At 69.3% G+C, this 22,831-nt stretch carries 25 protein-coding genes; 10 read left to right on the forward strand and 15 right to left on the reverse strand.

Features of this window, described 5'->3' with window-relative positions:
- Positions 1 to 6: 6 nt before the first annotated feature.
- From PSPA7_RS06645 to PSPA7_RS06670, 6 genes are all read left to right on the forward strand, one after another.
- On the forward strand, positions 7 to 699 hold the full coding sequence (locus PSPA7_RS06645) for a phospholipase D-like domain-containing protein (protein ID WP_012074622.1): 693 nt from the start codon (positions 7 to 9) through the stop codon (positions 697 to 699).
- Between the two features lie 106 nt (positions 700 to 805).
- A complete protein-coding gene (locus tag PSPA7_RS06650; protein WP_012074623.1) occupies positions 806 to 1,345 on the forward strand; it encodes a YaeQ family protein in 540 nt (179 codons plus the stop codon).
- Between the two features lie 40 nt (positions 1,346 to 1,385).
- Positions 1,386 to 3,101, forward strand: coding sequence for a single-stranded-DNA-specific exonuclease RecJ (gene recJ / locus PSPA7_RS06655; protein WP_012074624.1), 1,716 nt, complete (start codon positions 1,386 to 1,388; stop codon positions 3,099 to 3,101).
- Between the two features lie 285 nt (positions 3,102 to 3,386).
- On the forward strand, positions 3,387 to 4,883 hold the full coding sequence (lasB, locus tag PSPA7_RS06660) for a M4 family elastase LasB (protein WP_012074626.1): 1,497 nt from the start codon (positions 3,387 to 3,389) through the stop codon (positions 4,881 to 4,883).
- Positions 4,884 to 5,042: 159 nt separating this feature from the next.
- Positions 5,043 to 6,149, forward strand: coding sequence for an NADH:flavin oxidoreductase/NADH oxidase (locus PSPA7_RS06665; RefSeq protein WP_012074627.1), 1,107 nt, complete (start codon positions 5,043 to 5,045; stop codon positions 6,147 to 6,149).
- A gap of 187 nt (positions 6,150 to 6,336) precedes the next feature.
- Positions 6,337 to 6,687, forward strand: coding sequence for a hypothetical protein (locus tag PSPA7_RS06670; protein ID WP_012074628.1), 351 nt, complete (start codon positions 6,337 to 6,339; stop codon positions 6,685 to 6,687).
- 16 nt (positions 6,688 to 6,703) lie between these two features.
- Here the strand turns inward: PSPA7_RS06670 and PSPA7_RS06675 are convergent, their stop codons facing one another.
- Complete coding sequence (locus PSPA7_RS06675; RefSeq protein WP_012074629.1) at positions 6,704 to 7,345, reverse strand: TetR/AcrR family transcriptional regulator; 642 nt, start codon at positions 7,343 to 7,345, stop codon at positions 6,704 to 6,706.
- Positions 7,346 to 7,547: 202 nt separating this feature from the next.
- Between PSPA7_RS06675 and PSPA7_RS06680 the strand changes: the two genes are divergently transcribed.
- The 3 genes from PSPA7_RS06680 to PSPA7_RS06690 all read left to right on the forward strand — a co-directional run bounded on the left by PSPA7_RS06680 (position 7,548) and on the right by PSPA7_RS06690 (position 9,520).
- Complete coding sequence (locus PSPA7_RS06680; protein WP_003157922.1) at positions 7,548 to 7,973, forward strand: hypothetical protein; 426 nt, start codon at positions 7,548 to 7,550, stop codon at positions 7,971 to 7,973.
- 7 nt (positions 7,974 to 7,980) lie between these two features.
- The gene (locus tag PSPA7_RS32375) at positions 7,981 to 8,142 is read left to right on the forward strand and encodes a hypothetical protein (RefSeq protein ID WP_012074630.1); all 162 of its coding nucleotides are present in this window, start codon (positions 7,981 to 7,983) and stop codon (positions 8,140 to 8,142) included.
- 151 nt (positions 8,143 to 8,293) lie between these two features.
- Positions 8,294 to 9,520, forward strand: a complete 1,227-nt coding sequence (locus PSPA7_RS06690) for an MFS transporter (RefSeq protein ID WP_012074631.1) — start codon at positions 8,294 to 8,296, stop codon at positions 9,518 to 9,520.
- A gap of 51 nt (positions 9,521 to 9,571) precedes the next feature.
- Here the strand turns inward: PSPA7_RS06690 and PSPA7_RS06695 are convergent, their stop codons facing one another.
- Positions 9,572 to 9,913 carry an FKBP-type peptidyl-prolyl cis-trans isomerase gene (locus PSPA7_RS06695; RefSeq protein WP_012074632.1) on the reverse strand — a complete coding sequence of 114 codons (342 nt, stop codon included), beginning with the start codon at positions 9,911 to 9,913 and terminating at the stop codon, positions 9,572 to 9,574.
- 220 nt (positions 9,914 to 10,133) lie between these two features.
- On the opposite strand from PSPA7_RS06695, the gene PSPA7_RS06700 reads away from it, so the two are divergent.
- The gene (locus PSPA7_RS06700) at positions 10,134 to 11,831 is read left to right on the forward strand and encodes a WG repeat-containing protein (protein WP_012074633.1); all 1,698 of its coding nucleotides are present in this window, start codon (positions 10,134 to 10,136) and stop codon (positions 11,829 to 11,831) included.
- Between the two features lie 70 nt (positions 11,832 to 11,901).
- On the opposite strand, the gene PSPA7_RS06705 is transcribed toward PSPA7_RS06700, so the two are convergent.
- The 13 genes from PSPA7_RS06705 to PSPA7_RS06765 all read right to left on the reverse strand — a co-directional run bounded on the left by PSPA7_RS06705 (position 11,902) and on the right by PSPA7_RS06765 (position 22,783).
- Positions 11,902 to 12,705 carry a PA3715 family protein gene (locus tag PSPA7_RS06705; RefSeq protein WP_012074634.1) on the reverse strand — a complete coding sequence of 268 codons (804 nt, stop codon included), beginning with the start codon at positions 12,703 to 12,705 and terminating at the stop codon, positions 11,902 to 11,904.
- Positions 12,706 to 12,802: 97 nt separating this feature from the next.
- Positions 12,803 to 13,270, reverse strand: coding sequence for a type II secretion system protein M (locus tag PSPA7_RS06710; protein ID WP_012074635.1), 468 nt, complete (start codon positions 13,268 to 13,270; stop codon positions 12,803 to 12,805).
- Between the two features lie 3 nt (positions 13,271 to 13,273).
- The gene (gene gspL / locus PSPA7_RS06715) at positions 13,274 to 14,353 is read right to left on the reverse strand and encodes a type II secretion system protein GspL (protein WP_012074636.1); all 1,080 of its coding nucleotides are present in this window, start codon (positions 14,351 to 14,353) and stop codon (positions 13,274 to 13,276) included.
- Between the two features lie 5 nt (positions 14,354 to 14,358).
- The gene (gspK, locus tag PSPA7_RS06720) at positions 14,359 to 15,237 is read right to left on the reverse strand and encodes a type II secretion system minor pseudopilin GspK (protein ID WP_012074637.1); all 879 of its coding nucleotides are present in this window, start codon (positions 15,235 to 15,237) and stop codon (positions 14,359 to 14,361) included.
- The gene (gene gspJ / locus PSPA7_RS06725; protein WP_012074638.1) at positions 15,230 to 15,829 is read right to left on the reverse strand and encodes a type II secretion system minor pseudopilin GspJ; all 600 of its coding nucleotides are present in this window, start codon (positions 15,827 to 15,829) and stop codon (positions 15,230 to 15,232) included. Before gspJ ends, gspK begins: the two co-directional genes overlap by 8 nt.
- Entirely contained in the window at positions 15,826 to 16,209 is a 384-nt protein-coding gene (gspI, locus tag PSPA7_RS06730) for a type II secretion system minor pseudopilin GspI (protein WP_012074639.1), read from the reverse strand. Before gspI ends, gspJ begins: the two co-directional genes overlap by 4 nt.
- Positions 16,196 to 16,702 carry a type II secretion system minor pseudopilin GspH gene (gene gspH / locus PSPA7_RS06735; RefSeq protein ID WP_012074640.1) on the reverse strand — a complete coding sequence of 169 codons (507 nt, stop codon included), beginning with the start codon at positions 16,700 to 16,702 and terminating at the stop codon, positions 16,196 to 16,198. Before gspH ends, gspI begins: the two co-directional genes overlap by 14 nt.
- 1 nt (position 16,703) lies before the next feature.
- Positions 16,704 to 17,138 (reverse strand): type II secretion system major pseudopilin GspG, encoded by a 435-nt coding sequence (gene gspG / locus PSPA7_RS06740; RefSeq protein ID WP_012074641.1) that lies wholly within the window; start codon positions 17,136 to 17,138, stop codon positions 16,704 to 16,706.
- Between the two features lie 15 nt (positions 17,139 to 17,153).
- Positions 17,154 to 18,371, reverse strand: coding sequence for a type II secretion system inner membrane protein GspF (gene gspF, locus PSPA7_RS06745; RefSeq protein WP_012074642.1), 1,218 nt, complete (start codon positions 18,369 to 18,371; stop codon positions 17,154 to 17,156).
- 5 nt (positions 18,372 to 18,376) lie between these two features.
- Positions 18,377 to 19,849, reverse strand: coding sequence for a type II secretion system ATPase GspE (gene gspE / locus PSPA7_RS06750; protein ID WP_012074643.1), 1,473 nt, complete (start codon positions 19,847 to 19,849; stop codon positions 18,377 to 18,379).
- Complete coding sequence (gene gspD, locus PSPA7_RS06755) at positions 19,846 to 21,750, reverse strand: type II secretion system secretin GspD (protein ID WP_012074644.1); 1,905 nt, start codon at positions 21,748 to 21,750, stop codon at positions 19,846 to 19,848. The genes gspE and gspD overlap by 4 nt, the downstream gene beginning before the upstream one ends.
- Positions 21,747 to 22,259 (reverse strand): type II secretion system protein N, encoded by a 513-nt coding sequence (locus PSPA7_RS06760; protein ID WP_012074645.1) that lies wholly within the window; start codon positions 22,257 to 22,259, stop codon positions 21,747 to 21,749. The genes gspD and PSPA7_RS06760 overlap by 4 nt, the downstream gene beginning before the upstream one ends.
- An 8-nt stretch (positions 22,260 to 22,267) precedes the next feature.
- Positions 22,268 to 22,783 carry a cytochrome b gene (locus tag PSPA7_RS06765; protein ID WP_012074646.1) on the reverse strand — a complete coding sequence of 172 codons (516 nt, stop codon included), beginning with the start codon at positions 22,781 to 22,783 and terminating at the stop codon, positions 22,268 to 22,270.
- Positions 22,784 to 22,831 lie beyond the last annotated feature (48 nt).

Here is a 22,831-nt window from a genome sequence, read left to right on the forward strand (position 1 = left end):
GCGGAAATGGACTTCGACGGATTGGACCGCCAACTGCGTGACAGCCTGGCGGACCTGAAGCTGAGCAATGAGGAACGTGACGAACTGCGCCAGTTGGGCAGCGAGCTGGCGCCCGACCAGGTGCGTTTCCTGCGTAACCGCGCCTTCGACCTGGTGCGCGAGTTGGTTCTCGTCGAGGAGCGGGACGAGCGCATGGCCGCCCTGAAATGGCTGGAGCAGGTGGTGCGCACCCTGGAGGTCACCGCGGCGGCGCCGCGCAGCCGCGCCAGCGCCCACTTCAGCCCCGGCGAGCAGTGTCGGCGGAAGATCCGCGAGCTGTGCCGCCAGGCCCGGCAAAGCCTGGATATCTGCGTGTTCACCATTTCCGACGACCAGCTCAGCGCGGAGATCCTCGCCTGCCACCAGCGCGGCGTGCCGGTGCGGATCGTCAGCGACGACGACAAGCGGTTCGACGAGGGCAGCGATATCCATGCGCTGCGCGAGGCCGGCGTACCGGTGCGGATCGACGACAGTCCCTTCCACATGCACCACAAGTTCGCTCTGGTGGACGGCGCCTGGCTGCTCAACGGCAGCTTCAACTGGACCCGCAGCGCCAGCGTCAACAACGAGGAGAACCTGCTGGTGACCGACGACGCCGTGCTGATCGGCGCCTATCGGCGCGAGTTCGAGGAACTCTGGGGGCGCTACGCGCCGCGTTGATCGGCAAGGATGGGAAAAAGGCCGGGCAGGCGGTCGGCCGGCGGGCCGCACGCCGCCGGGTTTCGGGTTAGACTTGCGCCCTTTCGCTTCCCACGCCGGTATTCCCATGGCCCTGCAATCCACGCCCTACAAAGCCGATATCTCCCTGACCGACCTGGACCGCGGGGTCTACGAGACGTTGCGCCTGACCGTCGCCCGCCACCCCTCCGAGACCGAGGAGCGCCTGGCGGTACGCCTGCTGGCCTATGTGCTGTGGTATGGCGAGCAGATCGCCTTCGGACGCGGCCTGTCGGACGTGGACGAGCCGGCGCTCTGGGAAAAGAGCCTGGACGGCCGGGTCCTGCACTGGATCGAGGTCGGCCAGCCGGACGCCGAGCGCATCACCTGGTGCTCGCGCCGCTGCGAGCGTTTCAGCCTGCTCGCCTACGGCAACCTGCGGGTCTGGCAGACCAAGGTGCTGGACAACGTACGCAGCCTGAAGAACATCAACGTCGCGGCAGTGCCCCAGGAAGCCCTGGAGAACCTCTCCCGCGACCTGCCACGCTCGATCAACTGGACCGTGATGATCAGCGAGGGCACGATCTTCGTCACCGACGAGAACGGCCAGCACGAACTGCAGCTGGAGTGGCTGCAGGGCGAGCGTTGAGCGCCGCCGCTTCCTTCCGTCGAATCGAACGAGTGATCTGATGCGCATCGAACCCCGTCCCCTCCCCGAAACCCTGCCCGATCTCGGCGACCTGCCGCCGTTGCTGGCGCGCCTGTACGCGGCGCGTGGCGTGCGTTGCGCCGAGGAGCTGGACAAGGGCCTGGCGCGGCTGATTCCCTACCAGCGGCTGAAAGGCATCGAGGAGGGCGTGGCGCTGCTGGTGGAGGCCCTGGAGGGCGGCCAGCGGATTCTCATCGTCGGCGACTTCGACGCCGACGGCGCCACTGCCAGCAGCGTCGGCGTGCTGGCCCTGCGCATGCTCGGCGCGAGCTGGGTCGACTACCTGGTGCCGAATCGTTTCGAGTATGGCTATGGCCTGACCCCGGAGATCGTCGGGGTGGCCCTGGAGAAGCGTCCCGACCTGCTGGTGACGGTCGACAACGGCATCTCCAGCGTCGACGGCGTGCAGGCGGCGAAGGCTGCCGGCCTCAAGGTGCTGGTCACCGATCACCACCTGCCCGGCCCGGAACTGCCGGCGGCGGATGCGATCATCAACCCCAACCAGCCGGGCTGCGAGTTTCCCAGCAAGGCGATGGCGGGGGTCGGGGTGATCTTCTACGTGATGCTGGCGTTGCGCGCGCGCCTGCGCGAACTGGGCTGGTTCGATCGGCGTGGCCTGAAGGAGCCGAACCTGGCCGAGCTGCTCGACCTGGTGGCGCTGGGCAGCGTCGCCGACGTGGTGCCGCTGGACGCCAACAACCGCATCCTGGTCCACCAGGGCCTCGCGCGGATCCGCGCCGGCCGTGCCCGGCCCGGGCTGCGCGCGCTGCTGGAGGTCGCCGGACGGCCGCCGGCGCGGATCACCTCCACCGACCTGGGCTTCATCCTCGGCCCGCGGCTGAACGCGGCGGGGCGTCTCGACGACATGTCCCTCGGCATCGAGTGCCTGCTCTGCGAGGACGAGGCGCTGGCCCGCGACATGGCGGTACAGCTCGACCAGTTGAACCAGGACCGCAAGGCCATCGAGCAGGGCATGCAGCGCGAAGCGCTGGCGCAGCTCAAGGACCTGAGCCTGGAACAGCTACCCTTCGGCCTGTGCCTGTTCGACGCCGACTGGCACCAGGGCGTGATCGGGATCCTCGCCTCACGCCTGAAGGAGCGTTACCACCGGCCGACCATCGCCTTCGCCGATGCCGGCGACGGTAGCCTGAAGGGCTCCGCGCGCTCGATTCCCGGCTTCCATATCCGTGACGCGCTGGACGCGGTGGCGGCCCGCCATCCGGGGCTGATCAGCAAGTTCGGTGGCCACGCCATGGCCGCCGGGCTGTCGTTGCCGCAGGAGAACTTCGGTGCCTTTTCCGCAGCCTTCGATGCCGAGGTGCGTCGCCAGCTGGCCGAGGAAGACCTGGCCGGGCGCCTGCTCTCCGATGGCCAGCTGAGCATCCAGGAGTTCCACCTGGAACTGGCCCGCGCGTTGCGCCAGGCCGGACCCTGGGGCCAGCACTTTCCCGAGCCGATGTTCCACGGGGTGTTCCAGCTGGTCCAGCAGCGCATCGTCGGCGAGCGCCATCTGAAGCTGGCGCTGAAGAGCGAGTGCGGCTCGCTGCAACTGGACGGCATCGCCTTCAACGTCGACCGCGAGCAATGGCCGAATCCCACCGTGCGCTGGGCCGAGCTGGCCTATCGGCTCGACGTCAACGAGTTCCGTGGCCAGGAAAGCGTGCAGCTGATGGTCGTCCACCTGGCGCCCCGCTGAAGGCCTGGGGCGGCAGCTGGCCAGCCTAGCTGCTGCTTGCTTTTCTGCTAGCTATTCCCGCGAAAACATACAGATTTGCGGCGAAATCAAGGTCACCTGCCAGTTCTGGCAGGTTTGGCCGCGGGTTCTTTTTGGTACACGAAAGCACCGTCGAACGGGACCGAGCCAGGGGAGTGCAGTTCCTTCCACCCGAAGGACTGATACGGCTGTTCCGATCAGCCCACAAGGCGGCGGTAAGCGTCGGCCGAGTACTTCGGCCTGAAAAAACCAGGAGAACTGAACAAGATGAAGAAGGTTTCCACGCTTGACCTGTTGTTCGTTGCGATCATGGGTGTTTCGCCGGCCGCTTTCGCCGCCGACCTGATCGACGTGTCCAAACTCCCCGACAAGACTGCCCAGGGCGCGCCCGCGCCGGCCACCTTGCAAGCCGCGGTCGGCGCCGGCGGGGCGGATGAGCTGAAGGCTGTACGCAGCACCATCCTGCCCAGCGGCAAGCGGGTCACCCGCTACGAACAGTTCCACAATGGCGTGCGGGTGGTCGGCGAGGCCATCACCGAAGTCAAGTCGCCAGGCAAGAGCGTGGCGGCGCAGCGCAGCGGCCATTTCGTCGCCAACATCGCCGCCGACCTGCCAGGCAACACCACCCCGGCGGTCTCCGCCGAGCAGGTGCTGGCCCAGGCCAAGAGCCTCAAGGCCCAGGGCCGCAAGACCGAGAACGAGAAGGTCGAACTGGTGATCCGCCTGGGCGAGAACAACCTCGCGCAACTGGTCTACAACGTTTCCTACCTGATCCCCGGCGAGGGGCTGTCGCGCCCGCACTTCGTCATCGACGCCAAGACCGGCGAGGTGCTCGAGCAGTGGGAGGGCCTGGCCCACGCCCAGGCCGGCGGACCCGGCGGCAACCAGAAGATCGGCAAGTACAACTACGGCACCGACTACGGTCCGCTGATCGTCAACGACCGCTGCGAGATGGACGATGGCAACGTCATCACCGTCGACATGAACAGCAGCACCGACGACAGCAAGTCCACGCCGTTCCGCTTCGCCTGCCCGACCAATACCTACAAGCAGATCAATGGCGCCTACTCGCCGCTGAACGACGCGCATTTCTTCGGCGGTGTGGTGTTCAAGCTGTACAAGGACTGGTTCGGCGCCAGCCCGCTGACCCACAAGCTGTACATGAAGGTGCACTACGGGCGCAGTGTGGAGAACGCTTACTGGGACGGTACGGCGATGCTGTTCGGCGACGGCGCCACCATGTTCTATCCGCTGGTGTCGCTGGACGTGGCGGCCCACGAGGTCAGCCACGGCTTCACCGAGCAGAACTCCGGCCTGGTCTACCGTGGCCAGTCCGGCGGGATGAACGAGGCGTTCTCCGACATGGCCGGCGAGGCGGCCGAATTCTACATGCGCGGCAAGAACGACTTCCTGATCGGCTACGACATCAAGAAGGGCAGCGGTGCGCTGCGCTACATGGACCAGCCCAGCCGTGACGGGCGTTCCATCGACAACGCCGGGCAGTACTACAACGGTATCGACGTGCACCATTCCAGCGGCGTGTACAACCGCGCCTTCTACCTGCTGGCCAACTCGCCGGGCTGGGATACCCGCAAGGCCTTCGAGGTGTTCGTCGACGCCAACCGCTACTACTGGACCGCGACCAGCACCTTCAACAGCGGCGCCTGCGGGGTGATCCGCTCGGCACAGAACCGCAACTACCCGGCGGCTGACGTCACTCGTGCCTTCAGCACCGTCGGCGTGACCTGTCCGAGCGCGCTCTAAGCGCCCGCGCCGCCCGTCGGCATGCCTCGCGGCGTGCTGGCGGGCGTCCCGCGCCGAGCTTTCCTGCCTGCTGTATGTCGCTTTGCGCGCTGACCTGCGCGATCCCGGTCTAGAGTTCAGAAGTGAGCCTCCATTCCAAGACCGACCGGGAGCCCTGCCATGAGCCTGCTGTTCGAGCCTCTCACCCTCCGTCAGATCACCCTGCCCAACCGTATCGCCGTCTCTCCCATGTGCCAGTATTCGGCACAGGAAGGCCTGGCCAACGACTGGCATCTGGTGCACCTGGGCAGCCGCGCCGTGGGTGGTGCCGGCCTGGTGATCGTCGAGGCCACCGCGGTGCTGCCCGAGGGGCGCATCACCGCCGACGACCTCGGGATCTGGAGCGACGCGCATGTCGAGCCGTTGCACCGCATCACCCGCTTCATCGAGTCCCAGGGCGCCGTCGCCGGGGTCCAGCTGGCCCATGCCGGGCGCAAGGCTAGTACCTGGCGGCCCTGGCTGGGCAAGCACGGCAGCGTGCCGATCGCTGACGGCGGCTGGGTACCGGTGGCGCCCTCGGCGATCCCGTTCGACCCCCAGCACGCGACCCCCGAGGCCTTGAGCGAGGCGCAGATCGAGGCGCTGGTGCAGGCCTTCGTGCGCGCCGCCGAGCGTTCCCTGGCGGCTGGCTTCAAGGTCGCCGAGGTGCATGCGGCGCACGGCTACCTGTTGCACCAGTTCCTCTCGCCGCTGTCCAACCAGCGCCGCGATCAGTACGGCGGCTGCTTCGAGAACCGCATCCGTCTGCTCCTGCAGGTCGCCGCGGCGGTGCGCAAGGCCTGGCCGGAGGCGTTGCCGCTGTTCGTCCGGCTCTCGGCCACCGACTGGGTGGAGGATGGCTGGAATCCCGATGAGACCGTGGAGCTGGCCCGGCGCCTGAAGGAGCTGGGCGTGGACCTGATCGACGTGTCCTCCGGCGGCACCGCGGCGAACGCGGAAATCCCGGTGGGACCGGGCTACCAGACCGAGTTCGCCGAGCGGGTGAGGAAGGAAGCCGGCATCGCCAGCGGCACGGTGGGCATGATCACCGAGCCGGTGCAGGCCGAGCACATCCTGCGCACCGGCCAGGCCGACCTGATCCTGCTGGCCCGCGAGCTGCTGCGTGACCCGTACTGGCCGCTGCATGCCGCCGACGAACTGCGCAACGAGCAGATGCCCTGGCCGCCGCAATACCTGCGTGCCGCCCATCGCAGCACGCCGCCGCGCAAATCCCTGGAAATGCAGTGAGCCGTCGGGCCGTCGGCGCGGCGAGGCGCCGGCGGCCTACCTGATGGAAACCTTTGTCGCCCTGGGCGGTCTGCCTGGAATCAGGAAATCAACCTGAGCGTTTCGCGGGTGATATTGCGTAATGGCAATATGATGTTATTCTCCCGCGACGTTCGCTCCGGACCGCACTTCGAGAAAGGATGCTCGCATGCACGCTACCGCCGGTTCCTCCCACGCTTCCCTGCCTGACAGCGATGTCGCCCTGCTGGCCAACATACTGGTCCTGGCGACGCGCAACATGAACAACATGACGACCATGCTGGCGCACCTTTCGGTGGAACTCAGCCAGAGCGAGGAACCACGCCTGCAGCGGGTCGGCCACCGGGTCCTGAACGAACTCTCGGAACTGGGCGCCGCCCTGGAAACCCAGTGGGACCTGATCGGTGTCCTGTCGCGTTTCTCGCCCCTGCTCGAACGCACGCTGCCGCGCCAGGAGCCGCTGGTCACCGAGATCCACCTCACCGAGCTGCCGGCCCAGGCGTCATCGCCACCGGCCTGACCGCCGGACGCTTCGCTCAGCCCGCGACGGGCCTGCGCGCCCCATGCTCCAGGTAGCAGGCGATGATGTCCACCGAGAGCGCCAGGCGGGTTTCCAGCAGCGCCATCGTCGGCTGGAAGTCGGCCACGCTGAGGGCCTTGAGGAACAGGTCGGCCTTGAGCATCTCGAGAAACTGGCACGCCACCGCATACAGGGTTTCCTCGGCCACCTCGCCGGCCACCGCGGCCAGGCGCCCGGTCAACAGCAGGTAGCTCTGCTGCGGCCCCTGTTCGTAGAAAGTCTTGCCGATCGCGGGAAAACGCGGGGACTCCGCCACCACCAGGCGATACAGGCTCTGGCAGCGCGGGTCGAGCAGGCTGGTGAGGAAACGCCGGCCGAAATGCTCGAGGGTGGCGCGCACCGTGGCGGCGGGGCGGGGCTGGTCGGCGCTGTCGTCGAAGATTTCCTCGATCATGTGGGCGATCACCGCGGCGAACAGTCCTTCCTTGCCGCCGAACGAGCTGTACAGGGTTCCCCGCGAGCCGCCGGCTCGTTCTATCACCATGTCCAGCGTGGTGCCTTCGAAGCCGTGTTCGAGAAACGCCTGGGTGGCGGCGTCGAGCATGGCGCGGCGGCGTTGCCGGCCGCGTTCGGTCAGGCGGGGGGAAGCTTCGTTCATGGGCGGTATCGGGCCTCGCGGGGTGGCGTGCGGGAGGTGCGCATGGTGGGGCGTAGGGACCGCCCGTTCAAGTCTCCCGGCAATTTGCTGAGAACGTTTCTCGTCATGGTTGACGCTGGTCATTTCAGAACTGTATCGTACAGTACTGTTTTGGCAAGTCCTTTCGCCCCCAACCTTGCTTCCACCGCAGGAGTCCGCCCCCATGAATGCCGCCATTCAAAGCCTGTTGGATATCGATGCCTTCCCCCTGGTCCAGGTCCGCGACATGCCGCGCGACCTGCCGGCAGTCGAGCGCTGGCTGGAGGAGGTCGAGGCGGTGCTTGCCGTCGAGCGCGACTTCGCCCTGGTCTATCCACCGTTCCCCGCAGGGGAGGGGGAAGGCGATCAGCGCGCGCGCAAACGCCTGGTCCTGTGGCTCAAGGAAAACCGCCAGCGTTTCGTCGAGCACTGCCGGGGCATCCTGCTCAGCGCCAACGGCCAACCGGACAATCTCGCCGACCTGCAACAGCTGGCCCCGGTGCTACAGGCGGTCTATGGTCCGCCGGTGAGCGTGGCGCCGGACCTCGCGTCCGCCCGCGGCATGGCGAAGGCTCTGCTGAGCGAAGCGGCGAAGGGAATGAACTGGTGAGGTCGGCATGCGCTTGAACACTCCACACAGCAAGCCGGCGCGGGAGGATGGCGACGCCACCACCAGCGCCGTTCCGCGTCCCGCCGGCGGTCGGCGGGGCTGTACCGAGCGCCTGCGCCGCATGGCCCGGCGCAATGCCTGGGACCTGTACGCCGAGCACTTCTACTGATCCGTCTTGGCGGGCCCGCCACTGGTTCGCTCCAGGGAACGCACCGTTCGATTCCTAGGGGCTTTACCTCAAGTTAAGTTGAGCTATCAGAATCCGGGCAACGCGCCTGGCGATCGTGCCGGGCGTCACTCCCTGCCCGGAGGCAACGACGATGGATAGCCCGTCCACTCCCGCACGTCCGCGTACCCAGGCCATGGCGGTCGCCAATCTGATCTTCGCCGGTATCGCCGCGGCTTTGCATGTCGGCAAGGCGTCCATCGCCCTGCCGTCGCTGCAGCAGGACTTCGGCGGCGATCTCGCCGCGCTCGGCTGGATCATGTCTGCCTTTCCCTTCGTCGGCGTGTTCGGTGGCATCGCCGCCGGCATCCTCGTGCGCCGTTGGGGCGATCGCCGGCTGCTTGCCATCGGTTTGGCGATCCTGGGGGGCGCCAGCCTGCTCGGCGCGTCGATGACAGACTTCGCCTGGCTGCTCGGCACCCGTTTCGTCGAGGGACTGGGGTTCCTCATCGTGGTGGTGGCGGCTCCCGCCGTGCTCCACCGGATCACCGCCGAGTCGCGGCGTAGCCTGGTGTTCGGCCTGTGGAGCACCTTCATGGCGGGCGGGATCGCCCTTTCGATGCTGGTCGGGCCGCTGCTCGCCGACTGGCGCGCGGACTGGCTGGCGAGCGCGTTGCCGGTGCTGCTCGCCGCGGCGCTGCTGTTCGTCACGGTGCCCGCCGCGGCTGGCGGGACGGCGGGCGGCCAGCGAGGCGGGCTGGGCGTGCTGCTGCGAAATCCCGCCATCAGCCTGCTGGCGCTGAGTTTCAGCGTCTACAACCTGCAGTTCTTCGCCCTGATGACTTTCCTTCCGGTGTTCCTCATGCAGCGCCTGGGAGTTCCCCTGGAAACCGCCGGGCTCGTCGGGGCGGCCATCGTCGCGGCGAACGCCCTCGGCAATCTCGCGGCGGGCGTCGTCCTGTCCCGCGGGGTCCGTCCCGGAGTCTTGCTGGCGCTGACCGCCGTCCTGATGGGTGTCACCGGGGCGGCCTTCTTCCATGCCGCCACCCCGGCATCGCTGGCGGTCGGGCTGGGCTTCGTCTTCTCGGCGGTCGCCGGCATGCTTCCCACCACGACCCTGGCCAGCGCCCCGCTGGCATCGCCCACGCCCGCGCTGACGCCACTGGCCATCGGCTGGGTGATGCAGGGCAACTACCTGGGACAGGTGGTCGGCCCGCTGCTGATCGGCCTGATCGTCAGCCGCTTCGACTGGTCGGGGGCGATAGGACTGATGCTGGGGGCGGGGGTGGCGGGTGCCGCCCTGGGGGTCTGCCTGCTGCGTACGCTGGGCAATCTGCCAACGGTCGCTTCCACGGATTTCGCGGCTCGTCCCTCGGGCTAGAAGAGCCCCTTGCCTCGTGGAGGCGGTCGAAGGTCGGCGTCGACGTCCGGCTCAGTCGTCGCGGGTCAGTACTTCCAGCAATTCGATCTCGAACAGCAGGTCGGAGTGCGGCTTGATGTGCGCACCGACCTGCCGCTCGCCATAGGCCAGGTGGGCGGGGACGAACAGCCGGCGCTTGCCGCCGACCCTCATGCCCATCAGGCCCTGGTCCCAGCCCTTGATCACCCTGCCGGTGCCGATCACGCACTGGAACGGCCGGCCGCGCTGGTAGGAGGAGTCGAACACCGTGCCATCCTCCAGGGTGCCCTGGTACTGGGTGGTGATCAGGGCGCCCTTGACCACCTCCTTGCCATCGCCCAGCCGGAGGTCTTCGATCCGCAGTTCGTCGTTCATGGGAGCTGTCTGCGCCGCTTGTGGAAAGCCGCGATTCTGCCAGCAACCGCGCCGCCTGTCGCCACGCGGAGCGGGCAGGCGGTGCGCGGGCATTGCCAGGCAAGGCATGGCACGGGCATCATGCCCGCGCCTTTCCACGGAGAAAGGCTCGCCGCCTCTCGCGATCGACGCGTGTCGCGGCAGGACATTCATCTCAGGGATCATTCGAGAACCTATCCGTATGCAAAGACTGTCGCGTATCGGCCGCAACACCCTGGCCGTCTCCGTTTCCACCCTGCTCCTCAGTGCCTGCAACCAGGGCGACGATGCGCCCAGCCCGACGGCAGCCGCGCCGCAACCGGCCGCGCCGAGCATGGCCGCCTTGAGCATTCCGCTGTGCCTGAACGGCCAGTGCGCAGTGATCGACCAGGACGCGAAGCTGCTCATTCCCTTCGACAACGACTACGACAACCTCGTCGCCAGTTCCTTCCAGGGCACCCTGATGGCCGCCCGCGACGAGCGCTGGAACCTGATCCAGGCGAAGGACGGCAAGGTGCTGCGCGACGACATCGGCGAAGCCCTGTCGTTGCTCACCCCCGGCCTCTACGGGTTCGTCCGCGACGACAAGTACGGCGTGGTCGACGGCCAGGGCAAGGAAGTCCAGGCGCCGCGTTTCGACGACATCTACCCCAACAGCGCCAACGAATTCATCATCTACGAGATCGATGGCAAGCGCGGCATCCTCGACGCCAAGGGCAGGCAACTGACCGAGGCGCTCTACGATACCACCCTGGTCAACGGCAGCGTCGCCGAGTACGGCGGCCTGATCAGCGCCGAGCGTGGCGAGGAGAAGTGGATCATCAACCTCGCCAGCGGCGAGCAGAAGTCGGTGGCCTACGACAGCCTGGGCGACCTTCACGATGGCGTGATGACCGCCAGCGTCATAGGCAAGGGCTACCAGCTGGTGGACGCCAAGGGCGACGCGCTCGGCGACGGCAAGAGCTACGACTACCTGGGCACTCCGGCCAATGGCCTGGTGGCGTTCCGCGAGAAGTTCGACAGCCCCTGCGGCTACCTCGACTACCAGGGCAAGGTGGCGATCGCCGCGCAATTCGCCGGCTGCGGCGCCTTCGGCAAGCAGGGCGGGCTGGCCCAGCAACGCCTGGAGGACGGTTCGTCGGGCAAGTACGGCCTGATCGATCGCAGCGGCGCCTGGAAGGTGCAACCGCAGTACGATTCGGCCGACAGCGCCGGACTCACCGCGCTCGGCTACACCACCGAGGTGCCTGGGCTGGCCGCGGTCGGCGTGAGCACCGGCCTGTTCAGCGCCGACTTCGGCATCTTCAACCTCGACGAAGGCAGCGAGTGGGTGAAGCCGGGTTATCCGCAGATCGGCGCGCTGGGCAACGACCTGTTCGTCGTGGCGAAGAAGGGCGGCGCGCAGAAGACGGTCAGCTTCATGGGCTCGGAAAGCCAGGTGCCGGTGGTCGGCCTGATGGACCGCAGCGGCAAGATGCTGCTGGAGCCGGGCGAACTGATCAGTATCCAGTCGGCGCATGATGGCCGCTACCTGGAGGGTATCGACGGGATGGACAATCATGCCCATACCGTCCTGCTCGACCGCCAGGGCCGCACGCTGGTGCCGGCGCTCTGGCAGAAGCTGGAGGTGAACCTGGAGCAGGGCTACGTGCTTGGCTACGAAGTCAGCGGCAGCGGCGACGAAGCCACGGAAACCCTGCGCGCGCTGTACGACCTGAACGGCAAGCCGCGCTTCAGCGTGACCACCACCGAGTGCGGCGCCGAGCAGTTGCTCGATGGCAACGGCAAGGCGATCTGGCCGCAGGATCCGACGCCTTACTGCCACTCGGACGACGACGGGCAGGACGAAGAGAGCGAGCCGGCGCCTACCGAAGAGGACGGGGAAACCAGCGAGGGCTGAGTTCCTCGCGCGCGTCCGTCCCTCATGACGGGCGCGCTGTTTCGCCGTGGCTCGCGGCCACGGCCTTCCTTCATGGGCGATGCCAGAAGTCCGAGTACTCCTCGAGCGGGTAGCGCCGGCCATCGTAGCGTAGCGTGCGCTTCACCGTGCGCAACGGCTTGCCGTCCTCCGTCTCGCCATCGCCGACCCGCGAGGTGACGATCAGGTCGGCGAAGCCGTTGGTGCGCCCCGGGCCGAGCGCCAGGGTCAACTGCGAGACTTCCTGCTCGAAGCCGGGCTCGGCGGAGCAGACCGAACCCTTCAGCGTCCGCCACTGGTCCAGGTAGGTGCTCAGCACCGGGCGCAGCTTGCCGTCGCCGGCCGGTACCACCAGGGTCAGCAGGTTGTCGAAGCCGGCGTCCGGACAACTGGCGCCGCGCGCCACGCTGTGGAAGACCACGCCGAAGGCGCGCACCGTCGGGCTCAGGCGGTAGCGCGCGGTGTCCAGCCAGAGACTATCGCTGCCGACGGCGACGGCGGCGTCCTCCTCGAACTCGCTGTCATGGCGTTCGAGCAGCTTGCCGCTGCGGCTGTCGACCTTGGCCAGCAACAGATGCGGATGGCGTTCGCCTTCCACGGCGGTGTCGCCGGGATCCAGGTAGGCCATGGCGATCACCGTTTGTCCGCGATCGTCCGGCCAGGGCTTGCAGGCCACGGCGGGGAACGGACCGGGGACGTCGTACGTCGGCTCGACCCAGCCGCTGTGGCCGAGCTGCCTGGCCACGGCATCGAGCAGATGGGGCGCGCAGGGTTGCGCTTCTCGGGCCTGCGCCTGGCTGGCAAGCCCCAGCAGCAGGCAACAGGTCCAGGCGCAGAGACGGCGGTCACGGTCCATGTCGAAGGCATCCTTGGTGAGGGCGGGCACGGAGGTGGCCGGCGCTGCGGGACATTCTAGCGCCTGCGCCGGTGCCGCAACGAGCGGCGGCGCGCGTTCAGCGGAGCTCCACCGCCAGGCGCGCCCTGGCCAGCGCATCCGGGCTCACCTCCAGGTCCAGGCTGGTGACTTCCACGCCGCTGCGGCCGAGCGATTCGAACCAGCCGAGCAGGTCGGCGAGCTGGCCCTCCAGGGCCAGGTTCATCCGTCCGCTGCCTTCGCTGTCCATGCGCTCCACGTTCAGCCGCGCTTGCGCGCTGCTGCGCGCCAGCAGGCCGGGCAGCGCCGTGGCGTCGATGCGCGGGCCGCCGCCCGTGTCGCCGGGCAGACGCTGCAGATCGGCGTGCAGACGCAGTTCGTCCTGGTAGTGCCGTTCGGCATCCAGCAAGGCCTGGCGTTGCGGTTGCCAGAGCAGGACCCAGGCCAGGGACAGGCCGAGGAACGCCGCCAGGCCGAGCAGCGCCCGGCGTTCGCGAGTGGGCAGGCGCAGCCAGCGGGCGTGCAGGGCGGAAGGGATGCGGGGCATGGCTCAGTCCTTTATCTGCAGGCGGGCGCTGACGCCATCGTGGCCGCGCACCGCGGAGTCGGCCTGGACGTCCAGGCCCTGGCGCGCCAGGCCTTCGCGCAGGCGCTCGAGATCGGCGAAGGCCGGCGCGCCGACCTCCAGGCTCCAGCCCTCGCCGGCCTGGTAGTCGAGCCGGCGGACCGTGGCGGTGGCGCCGCCACCGGCGCTCCAGGTGTCGGCCAGGCGATCCAGGCGTCGGGCCAGGTCGACCGGCGACTGGCCATCCTGGCGCAGGCGCGCCTGCACCTGGCGGGTCAGGTCGACGACCCGGCCCTCGCTGGGGAAGCGTTGCTGCCAGAGCGCCAGGTTGTCCTGCCGCAGCTCCGCGCTGCGCTGTTCCAGCAGCAGGCGATGGCCGATGTCCTGTCCCATTTGCGCCGCGCCGGCAAGTACCGCGAGCAGCGCCAGCAGGGGCCAGCGAATCCGTTTCGCGGTGTGCGCGGCGAACTCCCCCTGGCGCAGGTCGATGGCCAGTCGCGCGCCTTCGGCGAGCAATGGCCAGGGAGGGGCCTCGCTGCGCCGCAAACCGGGGGGAAGCACCGGGCCGAGGTCCTCCAGGCCGGCGTCGTCCAGCGCCAGCCGCTGCGCGCTGCCGGCGGACACCAGCCAGCGGCCGGCGCAGCGCAGGGCCAGCGGCGGATCGCCCGGCAGGCAGTCGACGTCGACATGGATGTGCTTCGGTCGCAGGTGCCGGGCCGCCAGGCGCGCGAGGCGCTCGCGTAGCCAGTCGCGGCGCACCGCGAACAGCCGGCAGAAACGAGCGTCGCGCAGGCCGCCGCGCGCCAGGTGCAGTTCTTCGAGGTCTTCCAGCAGGCGTTCCTCCAGCGCCGAGTCGAGCGCCTGGCGCAGCCAGCGACCGCTGCGGGCCGGTACTTCGATTTCATGGTGGCTGGTGGCCTCGGCCGGCAGCAGCAGGGTTAGCTCGGCACCGGCCAGGTCAGCGGCGGCCTGCCCGAGGTCGCCGTGGCGGACGTCATGGTCGGCGCGCCACCAGCACAGCGGTGCGTCGTCGGCGGTGGAAGTGAGGTAGAGCCAGGCTTGCACGGTGGTTACTCCGGGAAGGGAAGGTCGGGCGCCGCGAGCCGTCGGCGCAGGACCTGCACCTGGCCGTCGCTGCGGGTGCGCAGGTCGCTGAGCAGGCGTAACCGGTGTTCGCCGAGCTGGACGTCGAGCACGGCGCGGAAGCGCTCGCTGGCCACGGCGAGGCCGTACTGCTCGACCTTGCGCCCGGAAAGCAGCGGCTGCTCGATGAAGGCCTGCACACTGGGATAGCCGTCGGCCGGACGGGCCTGTACCAGGGCCTGGGCGATGCCCGGGTCGAGTCCTTCGAGGCAGGCCAGCTGCTCGGCCGGCGCGGTGTTCAGGTTCAGGCCGGCATCGCGCGTCGCCGCTACCCAGGGACGCAGGCGACGCATGCCGGCGGCGTCCAGCGCTTCGAGGCGCCAGAGTTCGCTGGCGTCGGCGAATGGCAACGGCTTGCCGTCGTGACCGAGCGGTGCCGGGAGCCGGGCCGGGTCGTGCGGGGCCAGGCCGAGCAGGGCCACCAGGCGCTGGTAGCGGGCGCGGCTGATGTGGTCGCGGCCATCGCGCAGGCGGTCGAGGTTGAAGCGTGCGCCGAGGTCTTGCAGCTGGATGCGGATATGGCCGCCCTCGATCTCGAACTCCTGCGCGCCGCTGGCCCAGCGCTGTCCCAGGTGGACGCGAGCGAGGCCGTCGGCATCGCCGAGGTCGGCGAGCAATTGCTGGCGCGCCCAGGCCTCGCCGCTCAGCGCCAGTTGCCAGAGCTGTAGCTGGGCGGACTGGTTGGCGCCGCTGGCCAGGTTCAGGCGCTGGCGGGCGAGCATGTCGCTGATGACCAGGGTGACCAGGGCGGTGATCAGCAGCACGCTGATCAGGGCCACGCCGCGCTGCCCGTGCGTGTCACTCATCGTCGCGCTCCTGGCCGCCGGGCAGCAGGACGACCCGGCGCAGGCCGGGATAGCCGGGCGCGTCGAACTCGATGTCGATCGCCTGTGGCAGGCTCAGCGGCGCGCCGTGGGCGGGCCAGGCGGGGTGCGTGCGGCCGTGGGCGTCGACATAGCCCAGGCGCCTCAGGGCCACCCCCTCGAGCAGCCGCTGGCTGTGGCCGGCGGGCACGTCCTGGTCGCGCTCCGGCGGGCTGCGGTACTCGCGGATCCAGGCGTCGTCCTGCCAGCGGTAGCTCACTTCCAGCACCTCGCTGCGCCTCTGCGCCAGCGGATTGCTCCAGCCGCCGCGCACCAGACGCAGGCCGTCGGCGCGGCCGATCAGCGCCTGGCGGCGGCTCGGGTCGTCGCTCAGCGGCTGGCCGATGGCCTGGCTCAGGTCGCGCTCGAAGATGCCCAGCGCGCGTTGCAGCTGGCGCAGTTGCCGGTCGTGCTGGTCGATGCGCCGCTCGCTGTGCAGGACCCGCTCGAGCAACTGGTAGCAGGCCAGGCCGAGCAGGCTGAACAGGGCCATGGCGATCAGTACCTCGAGCAGGGTGAAGCCGCGCTGTTTCATCGCCGCACCCCGACGAACCCGACCAGCAGCGCGCGTCGCACGGGGCGCGGCCCGGCGAGCGAAACCTCGACGCTGACCCTGCGCAGGCGCGGGTCCGGCGCGGCCTCGACGTCGCTGGCCAGCAGCCAGTCGCGGCCACCGAAGGCGACCTGTTCCTGGCGCCGGCCATCGCCGAGCGGACGCATGCCGGCGCGCAGCTCGCCGAGTCGGTTGTCGGCCAGCCACTGGGCGAGGCTGCGCTCGGTCAGCCCCGCGCTGTTGCCGGCGATGTGCTGGGCGGCGCTGTAGAGCGCGACCGAGAGGACGGCGAAGATAGCCAGGGCGACCATCACCTCGAGCAGGGTGAAGCCCCGTTGCCGCCGGTTTTCACAGCGCTTCAACGCGGACCTCCGCGAGACCGTCGCTGGACAGCGCGTACAGCGGCTGGCCGCGGTACTCCAGGCGCAGGCTGAAGGGCGTGATCTCGTCGCTGGACAGCACCAGCAACTGGGGGGCGCGGCTACGCCGCGAGCGTCCCGGCGTCGGTGCGTCCGCGCCGGCCTCCAGGTTCAGGCGCAGGCTCTCCGGCAATGTCTGCGGCCGGTAGCCGGGCGCCGGACGCCACTCGCCGTCGAGATCGAGTACCTGCACCGAGTAACCCCGGCGCTCGATGCGCAGGCCGTAGTCACGCTGGCTGAGCAGGGCGTCCTGGCGCAACAGGCCGAACAGGCTGCGCAGGCGTTCGGTCTCGCGCCGCGCCTGCTGGCCGCCGCTGTCGACCTGGGCCAGGCCGGCCAGGCCGGCGAGCAGGCCGACCAGCAGGACCACCACCAGCACTTCCAGCAGGGTGAAGCCGCGCTGGCCGGGCTGTCGCAGCATGCCGCGCACAGGCATGTCAGAGGTTCCAGCTGCCGATGTCGGCGTTCAGCCCCTCGCCGCCGCTGCGGCCGTCGGCGCCGTAGGAGAACAGGTCGTAGGCGTTGCCCTGGCTGCCGGGCACGATGTACTGGTAGGGATTGCCCCAGGGGTCGATCGGCAGGCGCTTGAGGTAGCCGTCGGGATTCCAGTTGCGCGCCGGCGGGCTTCCCGACGGCTTGCTCACCAGCGCCTCGAGGCCCTGCTGGGTGCTCGGGTAGCCATGGTTGTCGAGCTTGTAGATGTCCAGGGCCATGGCGATGGCCTTGATGTCGCTCTGTGCGGCGGTGACCTTGGCCTGGTCCGGACGGCTCATGATCTGCGGGACCACCAGCGCGGCGAGCACGCCGAGGATGACCACGACCACCATGATTTCGATCAGGGTGAAACCCCGTTGCTTGAAGTGCGTGCGCATGCGCGCTCCTGTCTTTCAGGTGATGAGTTGGTTGAGGCTGAGGATGGGCATCAGGATCGCCAGCACGATGAGCAGTACGCTGGCGCCCATGAACACCAGCATCGCCGGCTCGAACAGGCCGACCAGCATGGCGATGCGGTTCGCCAGCTGGGCTTCCTGCTGGCGCGCGGCGCGGTCGAGCATGGCGTCCAGCTCGCCGGAGCGTTCGCCGCTGGCGATCATGTAGAGCATCATCGGCGGGAAATGCCCGCTCCGTTCCAGCGCCCGGGTCAGGCCGCCACCTTCGCGCACGGAGCGGGCGACGTCTTTCAGACCGGTCCGAATCTGCTGGTTGGCGACCACCTCGGCGGCGATCTCCAGCGCGTCCACCAGCGGCACGCCGCTGCGCCCGAGGATCGCCAGGGTGCTGACGAAGCGGGTGCAGTTGCTGGCGCGGATCACCCGTCCGAGCAATGGCAGGCGCAACTGGAGACGGTGCCAGCGCAGGCGCGCGGCGGGCTTGCGCAGGGCCATTCGGGCGGCCCCGGAGAGGCCGCCGCCGATCACCAGCAGGAGCATCCCGTAGTCGCGCAGCAGGTTGCTCAGGGCGATCAGCCCGCGGGTCAGGACCGGCAGCTCCTGGCCGCTGTCGATGAACACCTTGACCACGTCCGGTACCACGAAACCGAGCAGGAAGCCGACGATGCCGAAGGCCGCCAGCAGGAGGATGCCCGGGTACAGCATCGCCAGCTGGATCTGCTGGCGCGCGGCCTGGCGCGCCTCGGTGTAGTCGGCCAGTTGCATGAGCACCTGGCCGAGGTGGCCGGCGCGTTCGCCGGCGGCCACGGTGGCCCGGTACAGCGCCGGGAAGGCGCGGGGGAACTCGCCCATGGCGCGGGCCAGGCCGTGTCCTTCGAGGACCCGCGAGCGGATCGCCAGGAGCATGCCCTGCCGGCTGCGCTTCTCGCATTGCGCGGCGACCGCCGAGAGGACTTCCTCCAGGGGCAGGGCGGCCTGTACCAGGGTGGCCAGCTGGCGGGTAAGCAGGGCCAGCTCGGCGGCGCCGAGGGCGCGGCTGGAGGGTGCTCCCGCGGCCTGGTCCGGAGCCCGGCTGCCCCGCGCCGGCCTGACCTGCAGGGGGACCAGGTTGCGTTCGCGCAGCAGCTGGCGCGCCTGGCGCAGGCTGTCGGCTTCCTGCACGCCGCGGCTGCGGCGTCCGGCGTTGCACATGGCGAGGTATTCATAGGCAGCCATGGCGTTCAGTCCTCCTGGGTCACGCGCAGCAGTTCCTCGACGCTGGTGATGCCCTGCAGCACCTTTTCGCGACCGTCGGCGAACAGGCTGTGGCCGTGCAGGCGGGCGTAGCGGGCCAGCTCGGCCTCGCCGGCGCCTGCGTGGACCCGCTGGCGCAGGCCCTCGTCGAACAGGACCAGTTCGTAGATACCCTGGCGGCCCCGGTAGCCGCTGTGCTGGCAGGCCGGGCAGCCCTGTGGGTGGAACAGCGTCGGTGGCGCCAGCGGGTCGAGGCCGAGGCGCTCGCAGGCGCCGCCATCGGCCGGCGCCGGTCGCTTGCACTGCGGGCAGAGCACGCGCACCAGACGCTGGGCGAGCACGCCGAGCAGCGAGGTACAGAGCAGGAACGGCTCGACGCCCATGTCCACCAGGCGGGTGACCGCGCCCACCGCGCTGTTGGTGTGCAGGGTGGAAAGCACCAGGTGGCCGGTCAGGGACGCCTGCACGGCGATCTCGGCGGTCTCGCGGTCACGGATCTCGCCGACCATCACCACGTCCGGATCCTGCCGGAGGATCGCGCGCAGGCCACGGGCGAAGGACATGTCGACCTTGGTGTTGACCTGGGTCTGGCCGATCCCGGGGAGGTGGTATTCCACCGGGTCCTCGATGGTGAGGATGTTGCGGGTCTGGCTGTTGAGGCTGGCCAGCCCGGCGTACAGGGTGGTGGTCTTGCCGGAGCCGGTGGGACCGGTGACCAGGAGGATGCCGTGGGGCCGGCGCAGGGCGCCTTCCAGGCGTCCGCGGGTGGCCTCGGCCATGCCCAGGCGCCCCAGGTCCAGGCGTCCGGCCTGCTTGTCGAGCAGGCGCATCACCACGCGCTCGCCGTGGGCCGAGGGCAGGGTCGAGACGCGCACGTCGACCTCGTGGCCGGCGATGCGCAGGGCGATGCGACCGTCCTGGGGGATGCGCTTCTCGGCGATGTCCAGCCTGGCCATCACCTTGATCCGCGAGACCAGCAGGCCGGCCAGTTCGCGGCGCGGACGAAGCACTTCGCGCAGCAGCCCGTCGACCCGCAGGCGCACCGACAGGTGTTGCTCGAAGGTCTCCAAGTGGATGTCCGAGGCCTTGGCCTTGACCGCCTCGCCGAGGATGGCGTTGATCAGGCGGATGATCGGCGCGTCGTCTTCCTGGTCGAGCAGGTCGGTGGTCCGTGGCAGTTGCTCGGCGAGGCTGGCCAGGTCGTCCTGCTCGGCGATCTGCTCGCCCAGGCCCTCGGCGACCTGCATGGCGTCGTCGCGCCCGTCGCGGTAGAGCTCGGCCAGGCGTCGGGCGAAGTCCTCCGCGCCGAGCACCTGGCAGCGCGGCGCGCCGGCATGGCGGCGGCGCACTTCGGCGAGGATCGCCAGCGCGGTGTCGGCGCGGCAGTACAGTCGCTCGGCGTCCAGCAGCACGCCGTGACGACGCGCGTAGCTGAACGGCAGACGGTCCACGGCGCTCACCGACGGGCTCCCTTGCGCATGTCGACCACCTTGTCCCCGGCGCCGTCGAACAGCCGGCGCGGATCCTCGGGCAGCAACAGGCCGTTGGCGCCGCCGGCGGCCGGGCGCAGCTGGCGCAGGCCGTCATACTTGCGCTGGCTGAGGCTGTCGGCGTTGGCGGTATTGCGCAGCAGGGTCGGACGCAGGAAGACCATCAGGTTGGTCTTCTCGTTGACGTCCTTGGTGCTGCGGAACAGCCGGCCGAGCAGCGGGATGCTGCCGAGCAGCGGGACCTTGCTGACCTGGGTCTTGACGTTGTCCTTGATCAGGCCGCCGATGACGATGATCTGCCCGTCGTCGGCGAGGATGGTGCTCTTCACCGAACGTTTGTTGGTGATCACGTCGCTGGTGGAGATGCCGGCCGGAGCGCTGGCCAGCTCGGAGCTCTCCTGTTCCACCTTCAGGCGCAGGGTGTCGCCCTCGTTGATGTGCGGGGTCACCTTGAGGGTGATGCCGACGTCCTTGCGCTCCACGGTGGTGAACGGGTTGCTGGCGCCGGCGCTGTCGGTGGTGTAGGAGCCGGTCTGGAACGGTACGTTCTGGCCGACCAGGATCTCCGCGGCCTCGTTGTCCAGCGTCAGCAGGCTCGGGGTCGACAGCAGGTTGTTGTTGGAGTCGCTGGACAGCGCCGTGACCAGCGCGCCGAAATTGCGACTGCCGATGCCGATGATCGCGCCGTCGGGCAGGTTCGGGCGCTTGCCGGCTTCCTGGTTGAGCAGGCTGCCGATGGTCAGGCCGCCGTTGCCGAAGCTGGTGCCGCCGGCGACGTCGCCGGCGCGGGCGGCCCACTGCACGCCGAGGGCTTCGTTGATGTCGCCGCTGACTTCGACGATCGCCGCCTCCACCAGCACCTGGGCGCGTGGCCGGTCGAGCTGGGCGATGACGTTGTCGAGCATCGCCAGTTGCGCCGGCTCGGCCATCAGCACCAGGGCGTTCTGGCTGGTATCGGCGCTGATCATGATCGGACTGCCCTGGGCGCCGCCGTCCTTGCCGCCGCGGGCGCCGTTCTCCATGCGCTTGCCGATGCCATTGAGCAGTTCTTCCAGTTGCTTGGCATCGCTATGGTGCAGACGCACCACGCGGGTGCTGGCGTTGGCGTCGCCGGGCACGTCGAGCGCGCGCGCCAGGCGTGCCATCTGCTCGCGCAGCGACGTCGGCCCGACCAGGATCAGCCGGTTGCTGCGGGCGTCGCCGATGGCCTTCGCGGCGTTGGGGCCGCCGCCGTTCTGGCTCACGCTTTCCGTGAGGGTCCTGGCCACTTCGGTGGCCCAGGCGTGCTCGAGCTTCAGCGTGGTGAAGGACTTGTGCCCGGCGCCGTCGAGTTCGCGCACCACCTGGCGGATGCGCTCGACATTGTTGGCGCTGTCGGTCACCACCAGGGCGTTGGAGCTGGCCGACGGTGCGACGTAGGCGTCGTTGGCCACCAGCGGGCGGACCACCGCGGACACCTCGCTGGCGGTGGCGTTGTCCAGTGCCAGGACCTCGGTGACGAAGGCCTCGCTGGCGTTGTCGCGGTGCCGGCTGGCCTTGGTCTTGGCCTCGGCGACCGGCACGATCAGCACCCGGTCGCCCTGGTCTAGGGCGGCGAAGCCCTGGCTGCGCAGGACGCTGAGGAACAGCGAGTAGATGCCTTCCTGGTCCATGGCGGAGGTCGACTGCACCGTCACCTTGCCGCTCAGGCGCGGGTCCAGGACCATGGTCTTGCCGGTGATTTCACCGACCTCGCTGACCAGGTCGCGCAGCTCCGCGTCCTTCATGTTGAGGGTCCACAGGCGGCCGTCCGGGTCGTTGGCCTGGGACGCCAGGGGGAAAGACAGGGTGCCGAGCATCAGCAGCGCCCGGGTGAGGCGGGTCAGTTTCATGGTGTGTTCTCTGCCTGGGCGAGGGGCGCGCCGGGGCTGGCGGACAGTGGCGCCAGCAGGCGGGTGGCGTGGCTGGGGAAGGTCAGGGTCTGTTCGCGTCCGCCCAGCAGGATCAGTACGCGATCGGTGGCGATCGCCTTGAGGATGGCGCCGCCCGGCAGGCGTGCGCCGAGACCATAGAACGCCGCGCCCTCGGGCGACTGGATCAGGGCGCGGGAACGTTCCGCGCGGGTGTCGGCGAGGCTGGCGAGCAGGCTCAGCGGCACCGCCTGCTGCCGTTCCGCCGGCATGGCGCCGAACAGCCGGGCGACGCCGCGGGTGTCCAGCGGCGCCGGGGCGGGGCGTGACGGCGCCGCGGGTGGCGTCGGCGCGCTGTCCGGAGCGGCAAGGGCGCGGCTGTATTGCCAGCTGTCCAGGGCGAGCCAGGCCATCCAGGCGCACAAGGCGACGCCGGTGGCGGGCAGGAGCAGGCGTTGCAGGAACGGCAGGGCGGGTATCCGGCTCGGCATCGCGGCGCTCAGGGCAGCATGCGGCGCAGCACCGGTTGGCCGCGCAGGTGATGGAAGGCGACCGCCGCGACGTGCCCGACCACCAGCAGGGCCAGGACCACGCAACTGTAGCGGTGGGCGCGGTTGAAGAATCCGGTCAGCAACGGTTCGTGCAGTGGCTGGGGGAACACCAGCAGGCCGAAGAAGTCGATGGGCCGCTCCATCATCAGCACTCCGGTCAGCAGGACCAGGCCGATCAGCACATAGAGCGCCAGGTGCCCGGCCTTGGCCAACAGTCGCAGCGCCTCGCCCTGTTGCCCGGGCTCCTCCGCCGCGGGGTGGGCCAGGGCGTAGTACACGCGCGCGCCCAGCAACGGGATCAGCAGGGTGGTCAGGGACACGTTGACGAACGCGATGGCGTCCGGAATCGGCGCGGGCAGCTCGAACAGCGCGTTGACGAAACCGCTGAGGCTGGCCCAGATGATGATGGCGGCGAAGCACCAGTGCAGCAGCCTGCGCGGCCGCGTGTATTTGTCGAAGGTCATGGCGGGGTTCCTGAAACGGGGGAACGTGGCGCCGGAGCGCCACGTCCG

It is taken from the genome of Pseudomonas paraeruginosa PA7 (genome assembly GCF_000017205.1).
In the GTDB taxonomy this organism is placed as follows: Bacteria; Pseudomonadota; Gammaproteobacteria; order Pseudomonadales; family Pseudomonadaceae; genus Pseudomonas; species Pseudomonas paraeruginosa.